The organism is Streptomyces sp. 2A115 (genome assembly GCF_052245575.1).
Lineage (GTDB): Bacteria > Actinomycetota > Actinomycetes > Streptomycetales > Streptomycetaceae > Streptomyces.
On record NZ_JBQQCG010000118.1, the window covers coordinates 14,641 to 30,918 of the forward strand.

Below are 16,278 nucleotides of genomic sequence, written 5' to 3' on the forward strand. Positions count from 1 at the left end.
CTCTCACGGCTTCCGGCCGAGGCCGCGGCCGGAACCGACGAGCACAGGAGACTGTTTCCTCCATGGCAGCGCACCGCCGTCCCACCCTGGCCGACGTCGCACGAGAAGTCGGCGTCAGCGCCAAGACAGTCTCGCGCGTCCTCAACGAGGACGGACCCGTCTCGCCGCAGACGCGGGAAGAGGTACTCGCCGCGGTGGCCAAGCTTGGCTTCCAGCCGAACCTCATGGCGCGCAACATCCGCGTCGGCGGCCCGGACACCACCATCGGCCTGGTCATCCCCGACCTCGCCAACCCCTTCTTCGGAGCCGTGGCCCGCGCCATCGAGGACACGGTCGGCGACCGCGGCCTGACCCTGCTCATGGGCTCCTCCGCCGACGACCCCGACCGCGAACGCGCCCTGACGGCCAAGTTCCTCGCCCGCCGCGTCAGCATCCTGATCGTCGTGCCGTCCGTCGGCGCCGACCACTCCCCCCTCAAATCCCACCGTACGGCGGGGCTGCCCATCGTCTTCCTCGACCGACCAGGAGTCGGCCTGTCCACGGACAGCATCGTCAGCTCCAATCGCGCGGGCGCCCAATGCGGCGTCGCCCACCTGATCGCCCACGGGCACCGCCGCATCGGATTCATCGGCGACCTGCCCGTCAAGCTGTACACCCGCCGCGAACGCCTCGCCGGATACCGCGCGGCCCTGCAAGAAGCCGACATCCCCTACGATCGCTCCCTGGTCGCCAGCGCACACGACCAGCGGGGTGCCGAGGCCGCGACTTCCCAACTCCTCGAACTGGCCGATCCCCCCACGGCTCTGTTCGCCGGAAACAACATCATGGCGCTCGGCATCGTCGCCGAACTCGCCCGCGGCAAGCGCAAGAACGTAGCCGTCGTCGCCTTCGACGACGTATCACTCGCCGAAGCACTGGAACCGGCCCTGACCGTCGTCGCGCAGGACCCCGAAGAAATCGGCCGCAGCGCCGCGGCCACCGCCCTGGCCCGGCTCGACGGCGACCGCTCCCGGGCGCGCACCATCACCGTTCCCACCCGGCTCATCGTCCGAGGCTCCGGGGAGCAACCCGCGCCCAAGCCATAGGCCACTTGCCCACCAAAGGGGTCGCATGGCGAGTGGGGCGGTGTTGGCGCCGCTCATGCCGCCGCCGAAGCCCGATGGGCGACCACCCAAGCATCCGCAGCGGGAGATCGTCGATGCACTTGGCTACTTTGACCGCGCCCATGCCCTGTCTTCCTCATGGCCCGCAAGCCAGGCCAGTACTCTCACCACCGCCTGGGCCTGCTGATTCTGTACCGTTTCGACATCCGACCGGTCCGCGACAGTGACTTCGCTGCGGACGGCGAGAGCGTCGCCCTTCGCGATCGGAGGTGGCGGTTGATTCGTGACACCGAACGGGAGGACGATCCTGCACACGGCTTCGCCGGTTCGGCCGTCGTAGCGCACCGTCAGGCGCAGAGTGTCGAAGAGCGGGCGGGACAGCTCGTCCGGCAGGCACGCCTCGCGCCCGGCGTGTGCCGGCCCCGGAGGGCTTCAGTAGGCCCACCGTGGCCAGCAGCAAGAGCCCGTCCACGGACAGCGGCCACAACGAAGCACTGACCTCATCCGCCCCACCCTGCAGCGCGAACTCACGCTGGTGAACATACGAGGCATACGCGGCGACCCCGGCAACGACCAGAGCGCACAGAGACCGAATCCATGCGTCCAGGTTGGAGCCCCGGCCCTCGGCGGACCCCTGCATGCAGTCGGTGACATCGCTCATCGAACCCACCGCCCGGCACCGTGCCCCAGTGCACAACGCGTGCACACTTGCGCGGGAACTCCCGGGAACTCGCAGGTAGAAGCGGGATGCACCCTGACACGACGAAGGGCCCCGACCAGGCCATAAGCCCAGGTCAGAACCCTGCCGGCAGACGAGTCGGGCTGTACGCCGGATACAGTCCCGCCTGGTACAAAAACGTGAATTTCCGCAACTCAAGTCATCCCGGACTGCCCGGCGTAGTGGCGTCCAGGAGGTTGCGAAGGTGGTGGACGCAGGCTGTGGCAACGGCTCGGGGATCCCACTACAGCTCGAGCGCGGTCCTGCCGTCAACCAACGGCTTCACCTCGAAGTGCGGTTGGAACGGCGATGCGATGGGTGTGACCGGTATACGGCGAACGGTATGTCCAGGCACCTTGATCTGTGCGGTAGCGACGTTCTGGTAGGTCATGGCGGCCTGGAACACGGGGGGTGTACCCGGTCGTCTTCTGGTCGGTGCGAGGCCCATCAAGTCCTGCATGGAGAGCGGGATCCGGGATGGACCTGAGCCACTGATGTCGCACCTCCGAGGACCCTGTGAACCGCACCGGGATCGGGCGCACGAAGTAGCCGACGACGTCCTCATGCACTTCCTCCCGGCCCGCGTAATAGGAGCCGACGCAGAAGTCGGGTGTCCCGGTCACCATGCGCAATGCCGTGGCGAACCACGTCAGGAAACCGGCGTGCAGGTCTCCCCCGGAGGCCGATGCGAGCCGGTGCGTCCACATCAGCCTGTGGGGCCTGCGCCTGAAGATCTGCCAGAGCTTCGACCAGTGGGCCGACGTCCGCCCCATGCACTTCCTGCCCGGCGTGCGGAGCCCGCTGCGCAAGGCCGACGACACCGAGCTCGACTGGGTCATCGTCCGTGAGAACAATGAGGGCGAGTACGCGGGGCTGGGCGGCCGCAACCTCTCCGCCCGCGGACACGGCGGTGAAGTCGCCGTGCAGTCGGCCCTGTTCACCGAGGTGGGCTGCCAGCGGATCATGCGGTTCGCCTTCGACCTGGCCCGGATCAGGGCCCGCGCCCGCGCCCGCCGCAAGGTCTCCTCGGTCACCAAGAGCAACGCTCAGCAGTACGGGACGGTCCTGTGGGACGACGCCTTCAAGCGCATCGCCCTCGACTACCCGGACGTGGAGACCGAGAGCGTCCTCGTCGACCCGACGTCCACGAAGTTCGTACTGAGGCCCGAGGACCTCTCGGTCATCGTCGCCTCCAACCTCAACGCCGAGATCCTCTCCGACCTCGGCAGCGCGCTGACCGGCAGCCTGGGCCTGGCCCCGAGCGCCGACCTCAACCCCGAGCGCCGCTTCCCGAGCATGCTTCCGAGCCCGTCCACGGCTCCGCCCCCGACATCGCGGGACAGGGCCTGGCCAACCCGATCGGCGCGGTCGGCAGCGCCGCGCTGATACTGGAGCACCTCGGCCTCCCCGACCAGGCGGCCCGCCTCCACAAGGCCATCCAGGCCACGACCGCCGCCGGCGTCCTCACCCGCGACGTCGGCGGCACAGCCACGACCGAGGACGTAACCAAGGCCCTCGTCGACGCGCTGAACTGACGGCGGACGGGGACGGGGTCTCCTGCGCGCCACCGACGGGGATCCCCTGGAACGGCGACCGACGGCTCCGTGCGGCGGCGGTCGTCACCGCGTTCCGGTGCGCGTCGCGTCGCCGACGGGTCACTCCGCCACGTAGGTGCAGCGGGTCCACACGAAGACCCGCAGTTCGCGGTCGTCGACCACCGTCGTCTCGGAACTGGCCTCGAAGTGCTCGTAGCGATTGCCGCACAGCAACTTGACCTTGTCCACGTCGAGGTCGGGCAGAAAGCGCAGCCGTTCCTCGTCGGCGATCGCCGTGCGAATCCCGCCGCGGAGAAAAACGTTGGGGGCGCCATTGTCGTCCATGATTTTCCTCACCCTCTGGACCAGCCGCTCGCGGCCGGAACCGGGTCGCTCGACCACGGCCGTCCTCAACTCCCGGTCAGTCGAAGGACTTCCGTCGAGCGTAAGCGGAGCGAAGGGAGGAGGGGTACGAGGGAGGGCGTCCTTATCCGCCCGATACGGAAGGTCTACCAATGCTGGTAGCGCCGACGCGGTTTCCCGGGCAAGCCGTCCGCCGCCTCATGCGCCGCGGGAACTACCCATTCTGATGGTGGTGCATTGTGAACGGCATCGACAGTATGGAGGTGGTCCAGAGCTCGCCGGTCGAATGAATAGCGAGGTGGCCCCTTGAGTGTCGTGCTTCTCCTGAACGGTCCCAACCTGGGCGTCCTGGGGCGACGCGAGCCGGAGATATACGGCACCGATACGCTGGCCGACATCGAAGCGGCGGTCGCCGAGGAGGTGAGCGTCCAGGGGTGGGAAGTTCTCTCGATCCAGCACGACGGGGAGGGAGATCTCGTCGGCGCGATTCACGGGCACTGTGACACCACTGTCGGGGCCATCATCAATCCCGGTGCGCTCATGATTGCCGGATGGAGTCTTCGCGACGCGCTGGCAAGCTATTCCCCGCCCTGGGTCGAGGTGCATCTCAGCAACGTATGGGCCCGCGAACAATTTCGCCACGAATCGGTGATCGCCCCTCTGGCAAGCGGCGTGGTGGTCGGCCTGGGAGCCTTCGGCTATCGTCTGGCCGCCCAGGCCCTGTTGCATCTGTCCGGGCAACGCCGCGTGGCCTGAGTGGGTTATACGGCTGGGACGGTGGGCATAGGCTTGATGGCCGGATATCTACGACTCCATGACCCAGGGCTGCGAAACATCCTCGTAACAATGGCCCACACTTTCACCGCGTAGATATATCTGCGGCTACGGTGAGTCCCGCGCGGTCGGTGACGGTGCGGAGCCGAGCCGAAAGCCGATTCCACGTTTGGTCTCGATCCACTCGTAGGAGCCGAGCTTCTGGCGCAGCGCCCCGATATGGACGTCGAGCGTCCGCGTCGAGCCGAACCAATGATCTTTCCACACCCGAGAGATGATGGCTTTGCGGGTGTGCACGGTGTCGGGGTCCTCCATCAGCATGGAGAGCAGATCGAACTCCTTTGGGGTCAGCTGGATCTGCCGACCGTCGAGGGTGACATCCCGGTTGCGCAGATTCAGACGCAGCGACCCCACGATCAATGTCTCCCCGGTCCGGGCCAGCGGCCTGTGGACCTGCCGATGGGTCATGAAATTACGCGATCTCCGTATGACGGCATCCATACTCGCTTTCAACTCGTGGAGCGAGTCCGATTTGACGACGCAGTAGTCCGCTCCGGCATTCAGCGCAAGCACCCGGTCGATCTCGTTGACACACGGTGCGAGAATAACGATCGGCACGGAGGTCTGCGTGCGGATCCTCTTACAGACCTCATGACTGTCCAGGCCCGGCGTGGAAGTGTCGAAGAGCAACAGGTCGAAATCAGCGAAGTTCTCCAGGGCCTCGCTGCTCGTGGCTGCCATAATGATGGTGTATTTCGCGGGGAGCGGCGGGTTGTGCAAGGCGATGTTCAGTCCTGCATCATTGCTTACCAACAGAACGCGGACGGATGGCTTTCCCAAAACATTCCCCCCTCGTTTTCCGTCAAGACTATCCGGGTTCCACTGGTAAAACCTACCCGGCTCCATTGATCCGATCTGAAGACATACCCGGCTCCTATTGGTCCGAAACGGAAGCTGTTGTGGCCCGTTGATCTCCGCGTGCGTGAACTGACAGAGGGCGCAGGACAGTTGTCGCCGAGTGCGCCGGAGGCGCCGTGCGGATGCGGGCGTCGAACAGCGGGCGCAGGCGAAGCGACGGCGAGCGCGAGGCGATCGCGGTCCGGTCACGCGAGTGACGTGCCGCTTCCGGGATCATCTCTCAGCCGTGCCCGACCCGCCTCACACCGTGACCCGACACCGACGGACGAGCTCCGCGACCGGGCCATGGGCCAGTTGCAACAGGGAAGGACACGACAGATTCGGGCATATCGCAGGTGGCAAGAATTGGACCTTACTCGACAGTAGTATTAAATTAATACTTCATTTCTGTTGAAGTACCCCTGCACTTCCGGGCTTTAAGATCGGATCGTCCGAACAGGCCAGGCACAACTCGAGCTCACTCCCCCTTCAGTCCACTTCCCCCTCATCTTCCGTCATCCGGTACTGCCTCGTACCGCACGTCCGCCTCCCTCCGGTCGGTGAACCGAGGATGCATGGTGGCCGGCGAGGCACCGAATGCCGATGGTCAGCGCTGCCGGTACCCCCACAGAGAACATCCGAGCGTGACGATGACCCCAGGTCAGGAGATGTGATGCTCAATTCCCCTTTTCGCTTGCAGCTGAAGCCCTCTCTTTCCGTGCTGTATGCCTGTGACAGCACCTCCTGCGAGCCCGTTCGACTCTCCGCACTCTCCTTCTCTGCCTGGTCGCGCGGGGATCTCACGGAGGCCATGCACTGGGCGGCCACAGCCAGTGAAACGCACCCCCAATGCGACGGAAATTGCCTGGGTTTGGCGAAAGTCTGGTACTCCGCCCTACTGGTCAGAATCCGCGAGCTGGCCTCCGCGGCGCGTGTACTCGACAGCGTGGAGGAACTGAAGACCGGCATCGAGGACACCGGCGAGCTGGTGGCGGCCTCACTGATGTGTGCGGCAGACCTCGCGTTCACCCAGGGGGACGTCGACACCGCTGGCGACCTGGCGGGGAAGGGCGTCCACAAGGCACGGGAGGCCGGCCTCAACTGTCTGCTTCCCGCCGCGCACACCGTGATGGCACTGAGCGCCCTGAGGCAGGGCAACATGGGCGTGAGCCTGGATTTCGCGAACCAGCTGCGGGACGACGCCCTGCTCGGCAATACCCTCCACGGCCCCAGCCAGTGCGCCTGGGCCGCCGCTCAACTCCTGGAGGTGCAAGGGAGTGCGGTGAGCGCCGCTCATCTCATCGCGGGCATCATCACGGACGACCAGCTGGTGCTGGAGCTGCTGGCCTCGCAACCGGCCGCCGCCGCCTGGCTTGTCCGGGCCGCGAAAGACCTGGACGAAGAATCTCTCGCCAAGCGGGTGGTCCACGAAGCTTCCGGGCTCGCCGCACGCAACCGCGGGCTGCGTTCCGTAGAAGCGGCAGCGGCACATGCCGACGGGTTGCTGGCAGAGAATCCGCAAAAGCTCATCGCGGCAGCTGAATCACATCTGGACCTGTGGGCTGGCGCCTCCGCCTACGAAGATGCCGGGAAACTCCTCTCCGCACCACATCAGGAACGTGATCGGGCGGTCGAGGTCCTCGAACGGGCGGTGGACGGATATTCCAGTTCCGCGGCGCCACGAGATGCCCGTAGGGTCGTCAGCAGGCTTCGCTCGCTCGGAGTGCGGCGTGGACGCTATCCGCAATACGCCACCCACAGCGTGAACATCGACTCCCTCACCAATACGGAAGCCGCCGTGGCCGAGCTGGTGAGCCACGGCTTCACGAACTCCCAGGTCGGTGAGCGTCTGTTCATCTCCGGCCACACAGTGGCATTCCATTTGAAGAAGATCTTCCGAAAGATGAACGTGGCTTCTCGCGTGGAACTGACGCGAACTTGGAGCCGGGTTTCAAGTGGTGAATACTGAAATCCGGTACAGCTGAACCCATTTCGACGAAGCGGCAGCCAGCACGTTCCCCTCCGCGAACGGGGGCACGCCGGGGACGCGCCGCCTGAAGCCGGATTCCCCTCAGACGGCGGCCTCGGCTTGCGTACCGACGCCCTGGCCGCCCAGTTTCTCCGCCACCAGTCCGATCACGCGTTCACTCTGATCGACGAGGAAGAAGTGGCCTCCGGGGAGCACCTGGAGCTCCGTCGGCCCGGTGGTGTGCGCCTCCCAGGCTGCCGCTTCGTCGATCGAGACCCGGGGATCGCTGTCTCCGGTGAGCACCGTCACCGGACAGTCCAGCTTCCTGCCGGGGTCATACCGGTACGTCTCGACGGCGCGGTAGTCGCTGCGGACAGCCGGCATGATCATGTCCAGCACTTCCGGGTCGGCCAGCACGGCTGCGTTGGTGCCGCTCAGCATCCGAAGCTCGGCGACGATCTGTGCGTCCGACCGCAGGTGCACCCGCTCGTCGCGGTGGCGGGACGGGGCCCGGCGGCCGGAGGCGAAGAGCCGCACGGGTGCGGGAAGTCCGGCGTCCTGCATGCGCAGCGTGAGCTCGTAGGCGAGAACGGCGCCCATGCTGTGCCCGAACAACGCGAGGGGACGATCGTCGAGAGGGCGCAGCGCCGCGAATATCTGGTCGGCCAGGTCCGGGAGGCCGGCGACATTCGGCTCGTGGCGCCGGTCCTGCCGCCCCGGGTACTGGACCGCAAGCACCTCCACCTCGGGCGCGAGCGCCTTGGAGACCGGAAAGAAGAAGCTCGCCGATCCACCGGCGTGCGGCAGGCACACCAGGCGGGCTCTGCTGTCCGGCGCCGGGTGAAATCGACGGATCCATCGTTCGAACTGCTCCACTGGTTGAAGCACGGCCAGAAATTCCTTTCAGGAATCGCCTTTGGCACGCAGTTGCCCCACCGCGGGTCGGCAGACGATCGACGGTGGGATCCGTGCCGATCCCGCGACTTGCGTCGTCCCTCGACAGAGTAGGAGAGGCGTCACCGGTTGGGCATCCCTCGGCCTGATAGCCCCCTCGTACCCTGATCACGTCGTGATTCGGGGGGAGTTGGGCTTGCGCCCGGCCGGAATTGGCTCTCATTGCCACCCGGTGGCGAGTGTCGCTAGCGTGGTGACGGCGATTTCGTACTGCTGGGGCGTCATTGTCCACGCCCGTCATCCGTGAAGGCCCGCGAGGCCGGGACGTTCGTACCCCTGGAAAAGGCCCGCCTTCCGTCGTATGCGCGAACTCCGGTCGGCGGGCTGCCGGTCACCTGGTAGGAGGCAACCACCATGAAGATCGTCGCGGACACCGGCAAGTGCGTCGGCGCAGGCCAGTGCGCGCTCAGCGGGCCGGACCTGTTCGACCAGAGCGAGGACGACGGCACCGTCATCGTGCTGAACTCCGAGCCGGAGGGCGAACTCCTGGCGAAAAAGGCCCGTGAAGCCGTCCACATCTGCCCGAGCGGGGCCCTCTCGCTGGCCGAATGACCATGTGAGCGGGCCTGTTGCCGCACCTGGTCGATGGCCCCAGGACGGCGACCTATCAGATCGAGGGATGCCCAGCCTGTCGCTCCTGCCCTACTTTACGGAAGGCCGATGCGCGTCGCGGGATCGGCAGGGATTTCTCATGTCTCAAGCAGCGGCGCGATTTCGAGCGATGGGTCCGCCGATTTCACTCGGCGCCGCACGGTTCCCGGCAGAGAAAGGACATCGTCGATGACCGCAACCAATGCCTGGCTGGCCGAGGATTACGCGCAGGTGAACACGCCGCACGTCAAAACGGCACTCGCCGCGCTCTCGCTCGCGGGCGACGCCCTGGAGCAGGGTGGGGCGTTCGCCGAGATCGGCTGCGGGACCGGGGAGATAGCGCGAACCGCCGCGGAGCGGGGGTTCGACGTCTGGGCATGCGACGCGTCACCGTCCATGGTGGACGCCACCCGGCGGCTGTGTGCCGGACTCTCCGTGCACGCCGAGGTCTGCCCGGCGGAGAAACTGGACCTCCCGCAGGAGCGTTTCACCGTGGCCCATTCCTCCTGGGTGCTGCACTGGGTGACCGAGGTCGACGCGCCGCTGCGCCGGATGGCCCGTGCGCTGCGTCCGGGTGGGTACGTCGTGCTCCAGTGGACCGGTGCCCAGCCGCGCGGCGACGGTCCCGGGATGTTCGGGATCCTGCGAGAGATCGCGGGCAGTCCGAAGTGGAAGGGCCTGCTCGCCGGGGCGCAGCCGGCGATGCACGAGTATCCGGCCGAGGAAGTGGCCGAGGTCCTCGTGGACGCGGGGTTGGAGATCACCCACTACGAACCGGAGATCGTCCACGCGTTGAGCGCGAAGGGTCCCGGCCTGGACCCGGCGGAGCTGCCCGAGCTGCGTCGGCGGTACAAGCTGGCCGGGTTCGCCACCCAGGCCGCCGCGCTGGGCGAACGCGCCGACGAGTTCGTGGACGAGGTGCTGCGGGCCGTGTTCGAGGCGGACAGGGCCCGACTCCACCACGCCAGGATCGTCGCCCGGCGGCCGGCCTGAGTCAGGCAGAACGCGGCCTCGAGCCGGATCAGGACGTTGCGCCGGACGACCAACCGACCGAAGGAATCAGTGCGATGACCGCAGTAGCCACGTTCCTACGACTTCGCGAGTACATGGTGGGACCCGCGAGGTTCATGATCCTGTTGTCGTGTTTCGAGCTCGGCATGGTCGATGCGCTCCGCAAGACCCCCGGTATGACCGCGACCCAGCTCGGGGACGCCGTCGGCGCCGCGCCAGATGCCGTGGAGCAGCTCCTCCACCTGTCGGTCAAGGAGGGTTTCGTCTCCTACGACAAGCGTTCCGGCGGCTACTCCCTCGACGCGTTCGCGGGCATCGCCGAGACCGACCTGAGGCGCGTCCTCCAGGTGATGAACATGATCAAGGTGGTCATGCTCAGGCAGATGTTCTACCTCACCGAAAGCGTCCGTACGGGCACGATCGTCGGCCTGGACAAGCTCTACGGATTCGAGGGAAATCTGTACGAGGCCGTGGCCGAGCACAAGGACCTGCGCGAATCCTGGGCGACGATGATGGACGACGTCACCGCCCAGATGGATCCCTGGTTTCTCCGCAACGTCCGCATAGCATCCGGCTCGCAGGTCCTCGACCTCGCCGGAAACACCGGTCTGGGAGCGATCATGACCTATCGGGCGAAGGCGTCGCCCGGGCTGCGCGTGACGACTTTCGACCTGCCCGAGAAGGAGCAGGAATGCCTGGAGAACTTCAGAGCTCAAGGCGTGGACAAACATTGCTCGTTCATCGGTGGTGACGTGTTCGAAAGCGTTCCCAAGGGTTTCGACATTGTCCTGATCAAGCATTTCCTGGACATGTTCGACAGGAAAGACGTGCTCAGGATCCTCAACGGCGTCAACAGGGCGCTGGAGGTCGGTGGGCAGATCAACATTCTGGTGCCGGTGTACCCCGACGACGTCAGGGAGACCAGCAGCGTCGGCGTCGACCTCTTCCCCGCCTACTTCCTCGGCTGCACCATGGGCCAGGGCGGGCCACAGAAGCTGTCGACCTACCGGGACTGGGTGGAGGAGTGTGGGTTCAAGGTGACCAGGACGGTCGCCCAGGATCTCGCCCACATGCCGGGAGCCCTTATCGCACACGGGATCCTGTGCGCCACGAAGGTCGCGTGATCGGACCGGCGCCGTGGTGAGCGCCGCCCCCGCCGACCGCTGCGGCCGGCGGGGGCGGCGTTCAGGCGAGTCGCAGCGGCAGCCGCGTGACCCGGGTGACTCCTGGCCGCGGCACCCACGGGATCTGCTCGCGCTCCACCGCGAGGGACAGGTCCGGGAACCGGGTGAACAGCGCGTGCAGCGCCACCTCCGCCTCCTGGAGGGCCAGCGGCGCGCCGAGGCAGTAGTGCGCCCCCTGTCCGAATCCGAGGTGGCTCTGCCCGCTGTCCCGGCAGACGTCCAGCCGCTCGGGGTCGTCGTACTTGCGCGGGTCGGTGTTGGCGGCCAGCAGCAGCGGCATGACCGGCGACCCCGCCGGGATCGTCTTGCCGCCCACCTCGACCTCCTCCGTCGGATACCGGGGCAGTCCCCACTGGGCGGGCCCCAGGCGCATGAGCTCGTGCACCGCCTGCGGCCACCGGGAGGGATCCGCGCGCAGCAGCGCGAGCTGCTCCGGGTGCTCGAGCAGGGCGAGCACCGAGTTGCCGAGCATGTACGTCGTCGTCTCGTAGCCGGTGATCACCAGGGTGAAGACCAGGGTGACCATCTCCCGGTCGGAGAGACGGTCACCGTCGTCCTCCTGGGCCTGCACGAGGACGGAGACCAGATCGTCACGCGGCTCCGCGCGCCGGCGCGCGATCACGTCCAGCACATGGTCGACGCACTCGCGCAGGACGGTCGGAACGCGCTCGAGGTACTCCACGGGCGAGGACAGCACGCGCCCCCACTCGCCCCACTGGGGCCGATCGGCCTCGTCGATCCCCACCAGCTCGCAGATCACGGTGATCGGCACCGGATAGCAGAACGCCTCCATGAGATCGACCGGTGTGCCGTCGCGGCCCGCCTCGGCCATCCGGTCGAGCAGCCTCGCGGTGATCTCCTCGATCCGCGGACGCATATCGGCCACCCGCCGCGCGGTGAACACCCGGGAGACCAGCTTCCGCTGGCGGCGGTGGTCGGCGCCGTCGATCTGCATGAGCTTGTCGGCGAGGTAGTCGACCAGATCGGACGGGATCTTGAGCAGCTTCATGATCGAGGAGCCGCCCGGCGTCGGCCCCGCCGCCGGGTTGTTGAGGAACCGCGGGTCGGTGAGGACCCGACGCACGTCGTCGTAGCGGGTGACCAGCCACATCGGCGGCGCGCCGTCCACGATCGTGCCGGTCATCATCGGCGCCTGTTCACGTATGCGCGCGTACCCGCCGAACGGGTCGGCTGTCAGCTCCGGCGAGAGCAGTTCGATCGGGTCGGCCGAGTTCTCGGCGGTAGCGGTCATGGTTCTCCCCCTTCCATGTCGGAAAAAAAGCTGGACGGGCATTGTCGTTCGGGCCGGATAAACCGGAGGACCCAGTTCTCGAAGTGCGCCGGTTGGGAAACACCCTGATCTGTCGGCACGGCCTTTCGGCAGGCTAAAACAGGAATGGCCGGACGAACATCCCTCGACCTGGTAAGTTTTTCCGCCCCTTGACACGTTTTGAACAGGGGAATAACATTCCAGCGTTTTCCAGCGTGACGGAATTCAGCTCTTCAGACAGCGCATACCTGTGAGGTTTTCCTTGACGCCGTTCTCCGAAGTGCTCGCCGATCTGCCGACAGCACGCGCATAGGGTCCCGATGGCAACCATGCGACCGCACGACGCGAAAAAGGCGAACCCGACGGACCCGACGGACCCGGCGGACCCGACGGACGCGGACGTCGTCATCGTGGGCAACGGGCCGATCGGTGCCGCTCTGTCGGTGCTGCTCGCCCAGCGCGGCCGGCGGGTGACCGTACTCGAACGCCGGGTCCGGCCGTACCCGCTTCCCCGGGCGACCAGTTTCGACGGGGAGACCGCACGGCTCCTGGCCGCCACCGGGATCGGCCCGGATCTGGGCCGGATCACGGAACCGGCCAACGGCTACCAGTGGCGGACCGCCGCCGGAGCGGCACTGCTGGACATCGCGTTCACCACAGCCGGTCCCTACGGCTGGCCGGACGCCAACACGATGCACCAGCCGGCCCTGGAGGAACTGCTCGCGGCCAGAGCGGCGGCGCTTCACGGGATCACCGTGCTGCGCGGACACGAGGTCGTGGGGATCGCCGACGGCGAGCAGCGGGTGGAGGTGACCGCCGCCACCGGCGACGGAGCGACCCGTGTCCTCTCCGCGAGGTGGGTCGTGGGGTGCGACGGCGCCAACAGCTTCGTCCGCGACCACCTCGACGTCTCCGTCACGGACCTCGGGTTCTCCTACGAGTGGCTGCTCTGCGACATCGAACTGCGGCCGCCACGCGAGTTCACCCCCACCAACGTGCAGGTCTGCGATCCGGCCAGGCCCACGACCCTGGTGGGCAGCGGCCCCGGGCGCCGGCGCTGGGAGTTCATGCGTCTGCCGGGCGAGAGCACCGCCGAACTCAACCGGGACGAGACGGCGTGGCGGCTGCTGGCGCCGTTCGGTGTCACCCCCGACACCGCCACCCTGCTGCGCAGCACCACGTACATGTTCCAGGCCAGTTGGGCCGACCGATGGCGGGTGGGCCATGTCCTGCTGGCCGGTGACGCGGCCCATCTCATGCCGCCCTTCGCCGGACAGGGCATGTGCTCCGGCATCCGGGACGTCGTCAACCTGGCGTGGAAGCTGGACCTGACGCTGAGCGGCCGGGCGGCCGAGCCCCTCCTGGACAGCTACCCGGAGGAACGCCTTGTGCAGGCCCGGGAGTCGATCCTGGCGTCGGTCCAGCTGGGCCGGGTGATCTGCGTGACGGATCCGGCGGCCGCCGCGGAGCGGGATGCCACGGTGCTGGCCAGTCGGCGCGGCCGACCGCCGACCCGGCCGGAGCCGGCGAGGCCGCTCTCGGGCGGGCTGCTGCACCGGCGTCCGGGAGCGGACACGGCCGAGCCGCCGACGGGTGAGATCGTACCACAGGGACGAGTGCGCCGGGAAGGCCGCAGCGGTCTGTTCGACGAGGTCGTCGGCCGTGGGTTCGTCCTGCTGACGACCGACGATCCGCTCACCGCACTCGACCCGGACCGGCTCTCCTTCCTGGCCGGCCTGGAGGCCCACGTGGTGCGGCTGCTGCCGCCCGGGCAGGCACCCGACGAGCGGGGATCGGCGTCGACCGCCCAGGCCGACGGCGGACGGGCCGCCGTGATCGGCGTGGTGGACCTGGACGACGTCTACGGACCGTATCTGGCGCGGTTCGGGGCGACTTCGCTGCTCGTCCGCCCGGACTACCACGTCTTCGGTGCGGCGAGCGGCCCGGGCGACACCCGAGCCCTGGTCGACGGCTTGCGGGACCGGTTGAGCGCCGCGGTGCCGGCCGGTGTGTCCGACCGGGCCGGCTGACGGCGCCGACGGTTCACCGCGCGATCGGGCGGGCGAGTGACGCGCGGCGGGGACGACCGACCCCCCACGCGCGGCAGGGACGACCGACCCCAGGAGGGGGCTCCGAGAATCCGCGACGGCCCGATCCGGTACGGGCGGGCCCCCGCCGGCCGGGCCGGCCGACGGGGGGCGGCGCGCTCAGCCGAGCCGCAGCGGGAGCTTCTCGACCCGGGTGAACCCGGGCCGCAGCGCCCACGGGATCTCCTCGCGCTCCACCGCGAGGGAAAGGTCCGGGAACCGGGTGAACAGCGCTTGCAGCGCCACCTCCGCCTCCTGGTAGGCCAGCGGAGCACCGAGGCAGTGGTGCGCGCCCATCCCGAACCCGACATGGCTCCCGGCTCCCCGGCAGACGTCCAGCCGCTCGGGGTCGGCGTACTTGCGCGGGTCGGTGTTGGCGGCCAGCAGCAGCGGGGTGACCGCCGAGCCCGCCGGGATCTTCATCCCGCCCAGCTCGATCTCCTCCGCCGCGTACCTGGGCTGCGCGAACTGGGAGGGCCCCAGGCGCATGAGCTCGCGCACCGCCGGCTGCCACCGGGACGGGTCCTCGCGCAGCAGCGCGAGCTGGTCCGGGTGTTCGAGCAGGGCGAGCACCGAGTTGCCGATCAGGTACGTCGTCGATTCGTGCCCGGCGGTCACCATGGTGAAGACCAGGGTGACCAACTCCCGGTCGGAGAGACGGTCGCCGTCGTCCTCCTGGACCTGTACGAGCGCGGAGATCAGGTCGTCACGCGGCTCCGCGCGCCGACGCGTGATGACGTCCATCACGTGGTCGGCGCACTCGCGCAGGATGGTCGGGAGGAGCTCGACCTGCATCAGGGACAGCACGCGCCCCCAGCGGTGCCACTGCGGGCGGTCCTCCTCGTCGATCCCGACCATCTCGCAGATCACGGCGATCGGCACCGGGTAGCAGAACGCCTCCACGAGGTCGACCGGGGCGCCGTCACGCGCCGCCTCGGCCATCCGGTCGAGCAGCCTCGCGGTGATCTCCTCGATCCGCGGACGCATATCGGCCACCCGCCGCGCGGTGAACGCCCGGGAGACCAGCTTGCGCAGCCGGGCGTGGGCGGCGCCGTCGAGGTTCATCATCGCCTTCTCGATGAGGTCGACCACGTCGGACGGGATGGCGAGTTGCTTCAGGATCGCGTGCTCACCGTCCTGGCCCGCTCCCTGTACCGATGCCGCGTTGGTGACGAACCGCGGGTCGGTGAGGACCTGGCGTACGTCGTCGTAGCGGGTGACCAGCCACATCGGCGACCCCAGCACCGTACCGGTGAGCACCGGCGCCTGTTCACGCATCCGTGCGTACCTGGCGAACGGTTCGGCGGTCAGGTCCGGCGAGAGCAGATCGATCGGGTCGGCAGAGTTCTCGGCGGTAGCGGTCATGGGTCTCCCCCTTCTGTGTCGAGCTCCTGTGTCGAGCTTCGGTTGCGAGGAAAAGCGGTTCCCGCTTTGCGGAAGCGGGTCTGATGGGCCTGATGGGGTCTGACGGGATCGACGGGTCAGGGCGCTGCCAGGCGGGCGAGCGACACCGCGCCGTGCAGCGAAGACAGGCCTCCTGACGCGGCCGGCATCACGGGCAGCGGGAGCAGGCCGGGGCGGGCCAGCTCCGTGAGGTGTTCGGACACGGCTTCGACGAAGCCCGGGATGCCGCTCGCGAAGCCGCCGCCGAGCAGCACGAGTCGCGGATGGACCAGTTCCTGGACGCCCACCGTCGCGACGGCCAGCGCCCGGCAGGTTCGCCGAATGACGGAGACCGCCCACGGCTGTCCGTCGCACCATGCCTGCCGCAGGTCGTCGAAGGGGACCGTCCTCCCACGCAGCCGTGTCGCGCGGTGCAGGG

General features: G+C 67.8%; 16 protein-coding genes. 9 read left to right on the forward strand and 7 right to left on the reverse strand.

What is annotated here, in order from left to right:
- The first annotated feature begins 62 nt into the window (after window positions 1–62).
- Entirely contained in the window at window positions 63–1,085 is a 1,023-nt protein-coding gene (locus ACTWQR_RS50970; protein WP_443234176.1) for a LacI family DNA-binding transcriptional regulator, read from the forward strand.
- A gap of 154 nt (window positions 1,086–1,239) precedes the next feature.
- On the opposite strand, the gene ACTWQR_RS50975 is transcribed toward ACTWQR_RS50970, so the two are convergent.
- On the reverse strand, window positions 1,240–1,764 hold the full coding sequence (locus ACTWQR_RS50975) for a DUF2637 domain-containing protein (protein ID WP_443234177.1): 525 nt from the start codon (window positions 1,762–1,764) through the stop codon (window positions 1,240–1,242).
- A gap of 681 nt (window positions 1,765–2,445) precedes the next feature.
- Between ACTWQR_RS50975 and ACTWQR_RS50980 the strand changes: the two genes are divergently transcribed.
- A complete protein-coding gene (locus ACTWQR_RS50980; RefSeq protein WP_443234178.1) occupies window positions 2,446–3,207 on the forward strand; it encodes an isocitrate/isopropylmalate family dehydrogenase in 762 nt (253 codons plus the stop codon).
- Window positions 3,180–3,356 (forward strand): isocitrate/isopropylmalate family dehydrogenase, encoded by a 177-nt coding sequence (locus ACTWQR_RS50985; protein WP_443234193.1) that lies wholly within the window; start codon window positions 3,180–3,182, stop codon window positions 3,354–3,356. The genes ACTWQR_RS50980 and ACTWQR_RS50985 overlap by 28 nt, the downstream gene beginning before the upstream one ends.
- A 120-nt stretch (window positions 3,357–3,476) precedes the next feature.
- Here the strand turns inward: ACTWQR_RS50985 and ACTWQR_RS50990 are convergent, their stop codons facing one another.
- The gene (locus ACTWQR_RS50990) at window positions 3,477–3,701 is read right to left on the reverse strand and encodes a DUF5988 family protein (RefSeq protein WP_443234179.1); all 225 of its coding nucleotides are present in this window, start codon (window positions 3,699–3,701) and stop codon (window positions 3,477–3,479) included.
- Between the two features lie 324 nt (window positions 3,702–4,025).
- On the opposite strand from ACTWQR_RS50990, the gene ACTWQR_RS50995 reads away from it, so the two are divergent.
- Window positions 4,026–4,475 carry a type II 3-dehydroquinate dehydratase gene (locus tag ACTWQR_RS50995; RefSeq protein ID WP_443234180.1) on the forward strand — a complete coding sequence of 150 codons (450 nt, stop codon included), beginning with the start codon at window positions 4,026–4,028 and terminating at the stop codon, window positions 4,473–4,475.
- A 126-nt stretch (window positions 4,476–4,601) separates the two neighbouring features.
- Here the strand turns inward: ACTWQR_RS50995 and ACTWQR_RS51000 are convergent, their stop codons facing one another.
- The gene (locus tag ACTWQR_RS51000) at window positions 4,602–5,333 is read right to left on the reverse strand and encodes a response regulator transcription factor (RefSeq protein ID WP_443234181.1); all 732 of its coding nucleotides are present in this window, start codon (window positions 5,331–5,333) and stop codon (window positions 4,602–4,604) included.
- A 730-nt stretch (window positions 5,334–6,063) separates the two neighbouring features.
- Between ACTWQR_RS51000 and ACTWQR_RS51005 the strand changes: the two genes are divergently transcribed.
- Complete coding sequence (locus tag ACTWQR_RS51005) at window positions 6,064–7,359, forward strand: helix-turn-helix transcriptional regulator (protein ID WP_443234182.1); 1,296 nt, start codon at window positions 6,064–6,066, stop codon at window positions 7,357–7,359.
- Window positions 7,360–7,461: 102 nt separating this feature from the next.
- Here the strand turns inward: ACTWQR_RS51005 and ACTWQR_RS51010 are convergent, their stop codons facing one another.
- A complete protein-coding gene (locus ACTWQR_RS51010; protein ID WP_443234183.1) occupies window positions 7,462–8,247 on the reverse strand; it encodes a thioesterase II family protein in 786 nt (261 codons plus the stop codon).
- A gap of 420 nt (window positions 8,248–8,667) precedes the next feature.
- On the opposite strand from ACTWQR_RS51010, the gene ACTWQR_RS51015 reads away from it, so the two are divergent.
- From ACTWQR_RS51015 to ACTWQR_RS51025, 3 genes are all read left to right on the forward strand, one after another.
- Window positions 8,668–8,865 (forward strand): ferredoxin, encoded by a 198-nt coding sequence (locus ACTWQR_RS51015; protein ID WP_443234184.1) that lies wholly within the window; start codon window positions 8,668–8,670, stop codon window positions 8,863–8,865.
- 228 nt (window positions 8,866–9,093) lie between these two features.
- On the forward strand, window positions 9,094–9,897 hold the full coding sequence (locus ACTWQR_RS51020; RefSeq protein ID WP_443234185.1) for a class I SAM-dependent methyltransferase: 804 nt from the start codon (window positions 9,094–9,096) through the stop codon (window positions 9,895–9,897).
- Between the two features lie 74 nt (window positions 9,898–9,971).
- A complete protein-coding gene (locus tag ACTWQR_RS51025; protein ID WP_443234186.1) occupies window positions 9,972–11,039 on the forward strand; it encodes a methyltransferase in 1,068 nt (355 codons plus the stop codon).
- Between the two features lie 61 nt (window positions 11,040–11,100).
- Here ACTWQR_RS51025 and ACTWQR_RS51030 read toward each other — a convergent pair whose 3' ends face one another.
- Window positions 11,101–12,351, reverse strand: coding sequence for a cytochrome P450 family protein (locus tag ACTWQR_RS51030; RefSeq protein WP_443234187.1), 1,251 nt, complete (start codon window positions 12,349–12,351; stop codon window positions 11,101–11,103).
- 338 nt (window positions 12,352–12,689) lie between these two features.
- On the opposite strand from ACTWQR_RS51030, the gene mhpA reads away from it, so the two are divergent.
- Window positions 12,690–14,399, forward strand: coding sequence for a bifunctional 3-(3-hydroxy-phenyl)propionate/3-hydroxycinnamic acid hydroxylase MhpA (gene mhpA, locus ACTWQR_RS51035; RefSeq protein ID WP_443234188.1), 1,710 nt, complete (start codon window positions 12,690–12,692; stop codon window positions 14,397–14,399).
- Window positions 14,400–14,576: 177 nt separating this feature from the next.
- On the opposite strand, the gene ACTWQR_RS51040 is transcribed toward mhpA, so the two are convergent.
- Both ACTWQR_RS51040 and ACTWQR_RS51045 read right to left on the reverse strand, forming a co-directional pair.
- A complete protein-coding gene (locus ACTWQR_RS51040; protein WP_443234189.1) occupies window positions 14,577–15,821 on the reverse strand; it encodes a cytochrome P450 family protein in 1,245 nt (414 codons plus the stop codon).
- A gap of 116 nt (window positions 15,822–15,937) precedes the next feature.
- The coding region (locus ACTWQR_RS51045) for an ROK family protein (protein ID WP_443234190.1) at window positions 15,938–16,278 on the reverse strand (341 nt) is incomplete at its 5' end.

Excerpts from the sequence above, each read along its gene's own strand:
- ACTWQR_RS50970 (WP_443234176.1), top strand. The coding sequence starts at position 63 with ATGGCAGCGCACCGCCGTCCCACCCTGGCCGACGTCGCACGAGAAGTC.
- ACTWQR_RS51020 (WP_443234185.1), top strand. The coding sequence starts at position 9,094 with ATGACCGCAACCAATGCCTGGCTGGCCGAGGATTACGCGCAGGTGAAC.
- ACTWQR_RS51015 (WP_443234184.1), top strand. The coding sequence starts at position 8,668 with ATGAAGATCGTCGCGGACACCGGCAAGTGCGTCGGCGCAGGCCAGTGC.
- ACTWQR_RS51040 (WP_443234189.1), bottom strand. The coding sequence starts at position 15,821 with ATGACCGCTACCGCCGAGAACTCTGCCGACCCGATCGATCTGCTCTCG.
- ACTWQR_RS51025 (WP_443234186.1), top strand. The coding sequence starts at position 9,972 with ATGACCGCAGTAGCCACGTTCCTACGACTTCGCGAGTACATGGTGGGA.
- ACTWQR_RS50980 (WP_443234178.1), top strand. The coding sequence starts at position 2,446 with ATGCGCAATGCCGTGGCGAACCACGTCAGGAAACCGGCGTGCAGGTCT.
- ACTWQR_RS50975 (WP_443234177.1), bottom strand. The coding sequence starts at position 1,764 with ATGAGCGATGTCACCGACTGCATGCAGGGGTCCGCCGAGGGCCGGGGC.
- ACTWQR_RS51030 (WP_443234187.1), bottom strand. The coding sequence starts at position 12,351 with ATGACCGCTACCGCCGAGAACTCGGCCGACCCGATCGAACTGCTCTCG.
- ACTWQR_RS50990 (WP_443234179.1), bottom strand. The coding sequence starts at position 3,701 with ATGGACGACAATGGCGCCCCCAACGTTTTTCTCCGCGGCGGGATTCGC.
- ACTWQR_RS51005 (WP_443234182.1), top strand. The coding sequence starts at position 6,064 with ATGCTCAATTCCCCTTTTCGCTTGCAGCTGAAGCCCTCTCTTTCCGTG.
- mhpA (WP_443234188.1), top strand. The coding sequence starts at position 12,690 with ATGGCAACCATGCGACCGCACGACGCGAAAAAGGCGAACCCGACGGAC.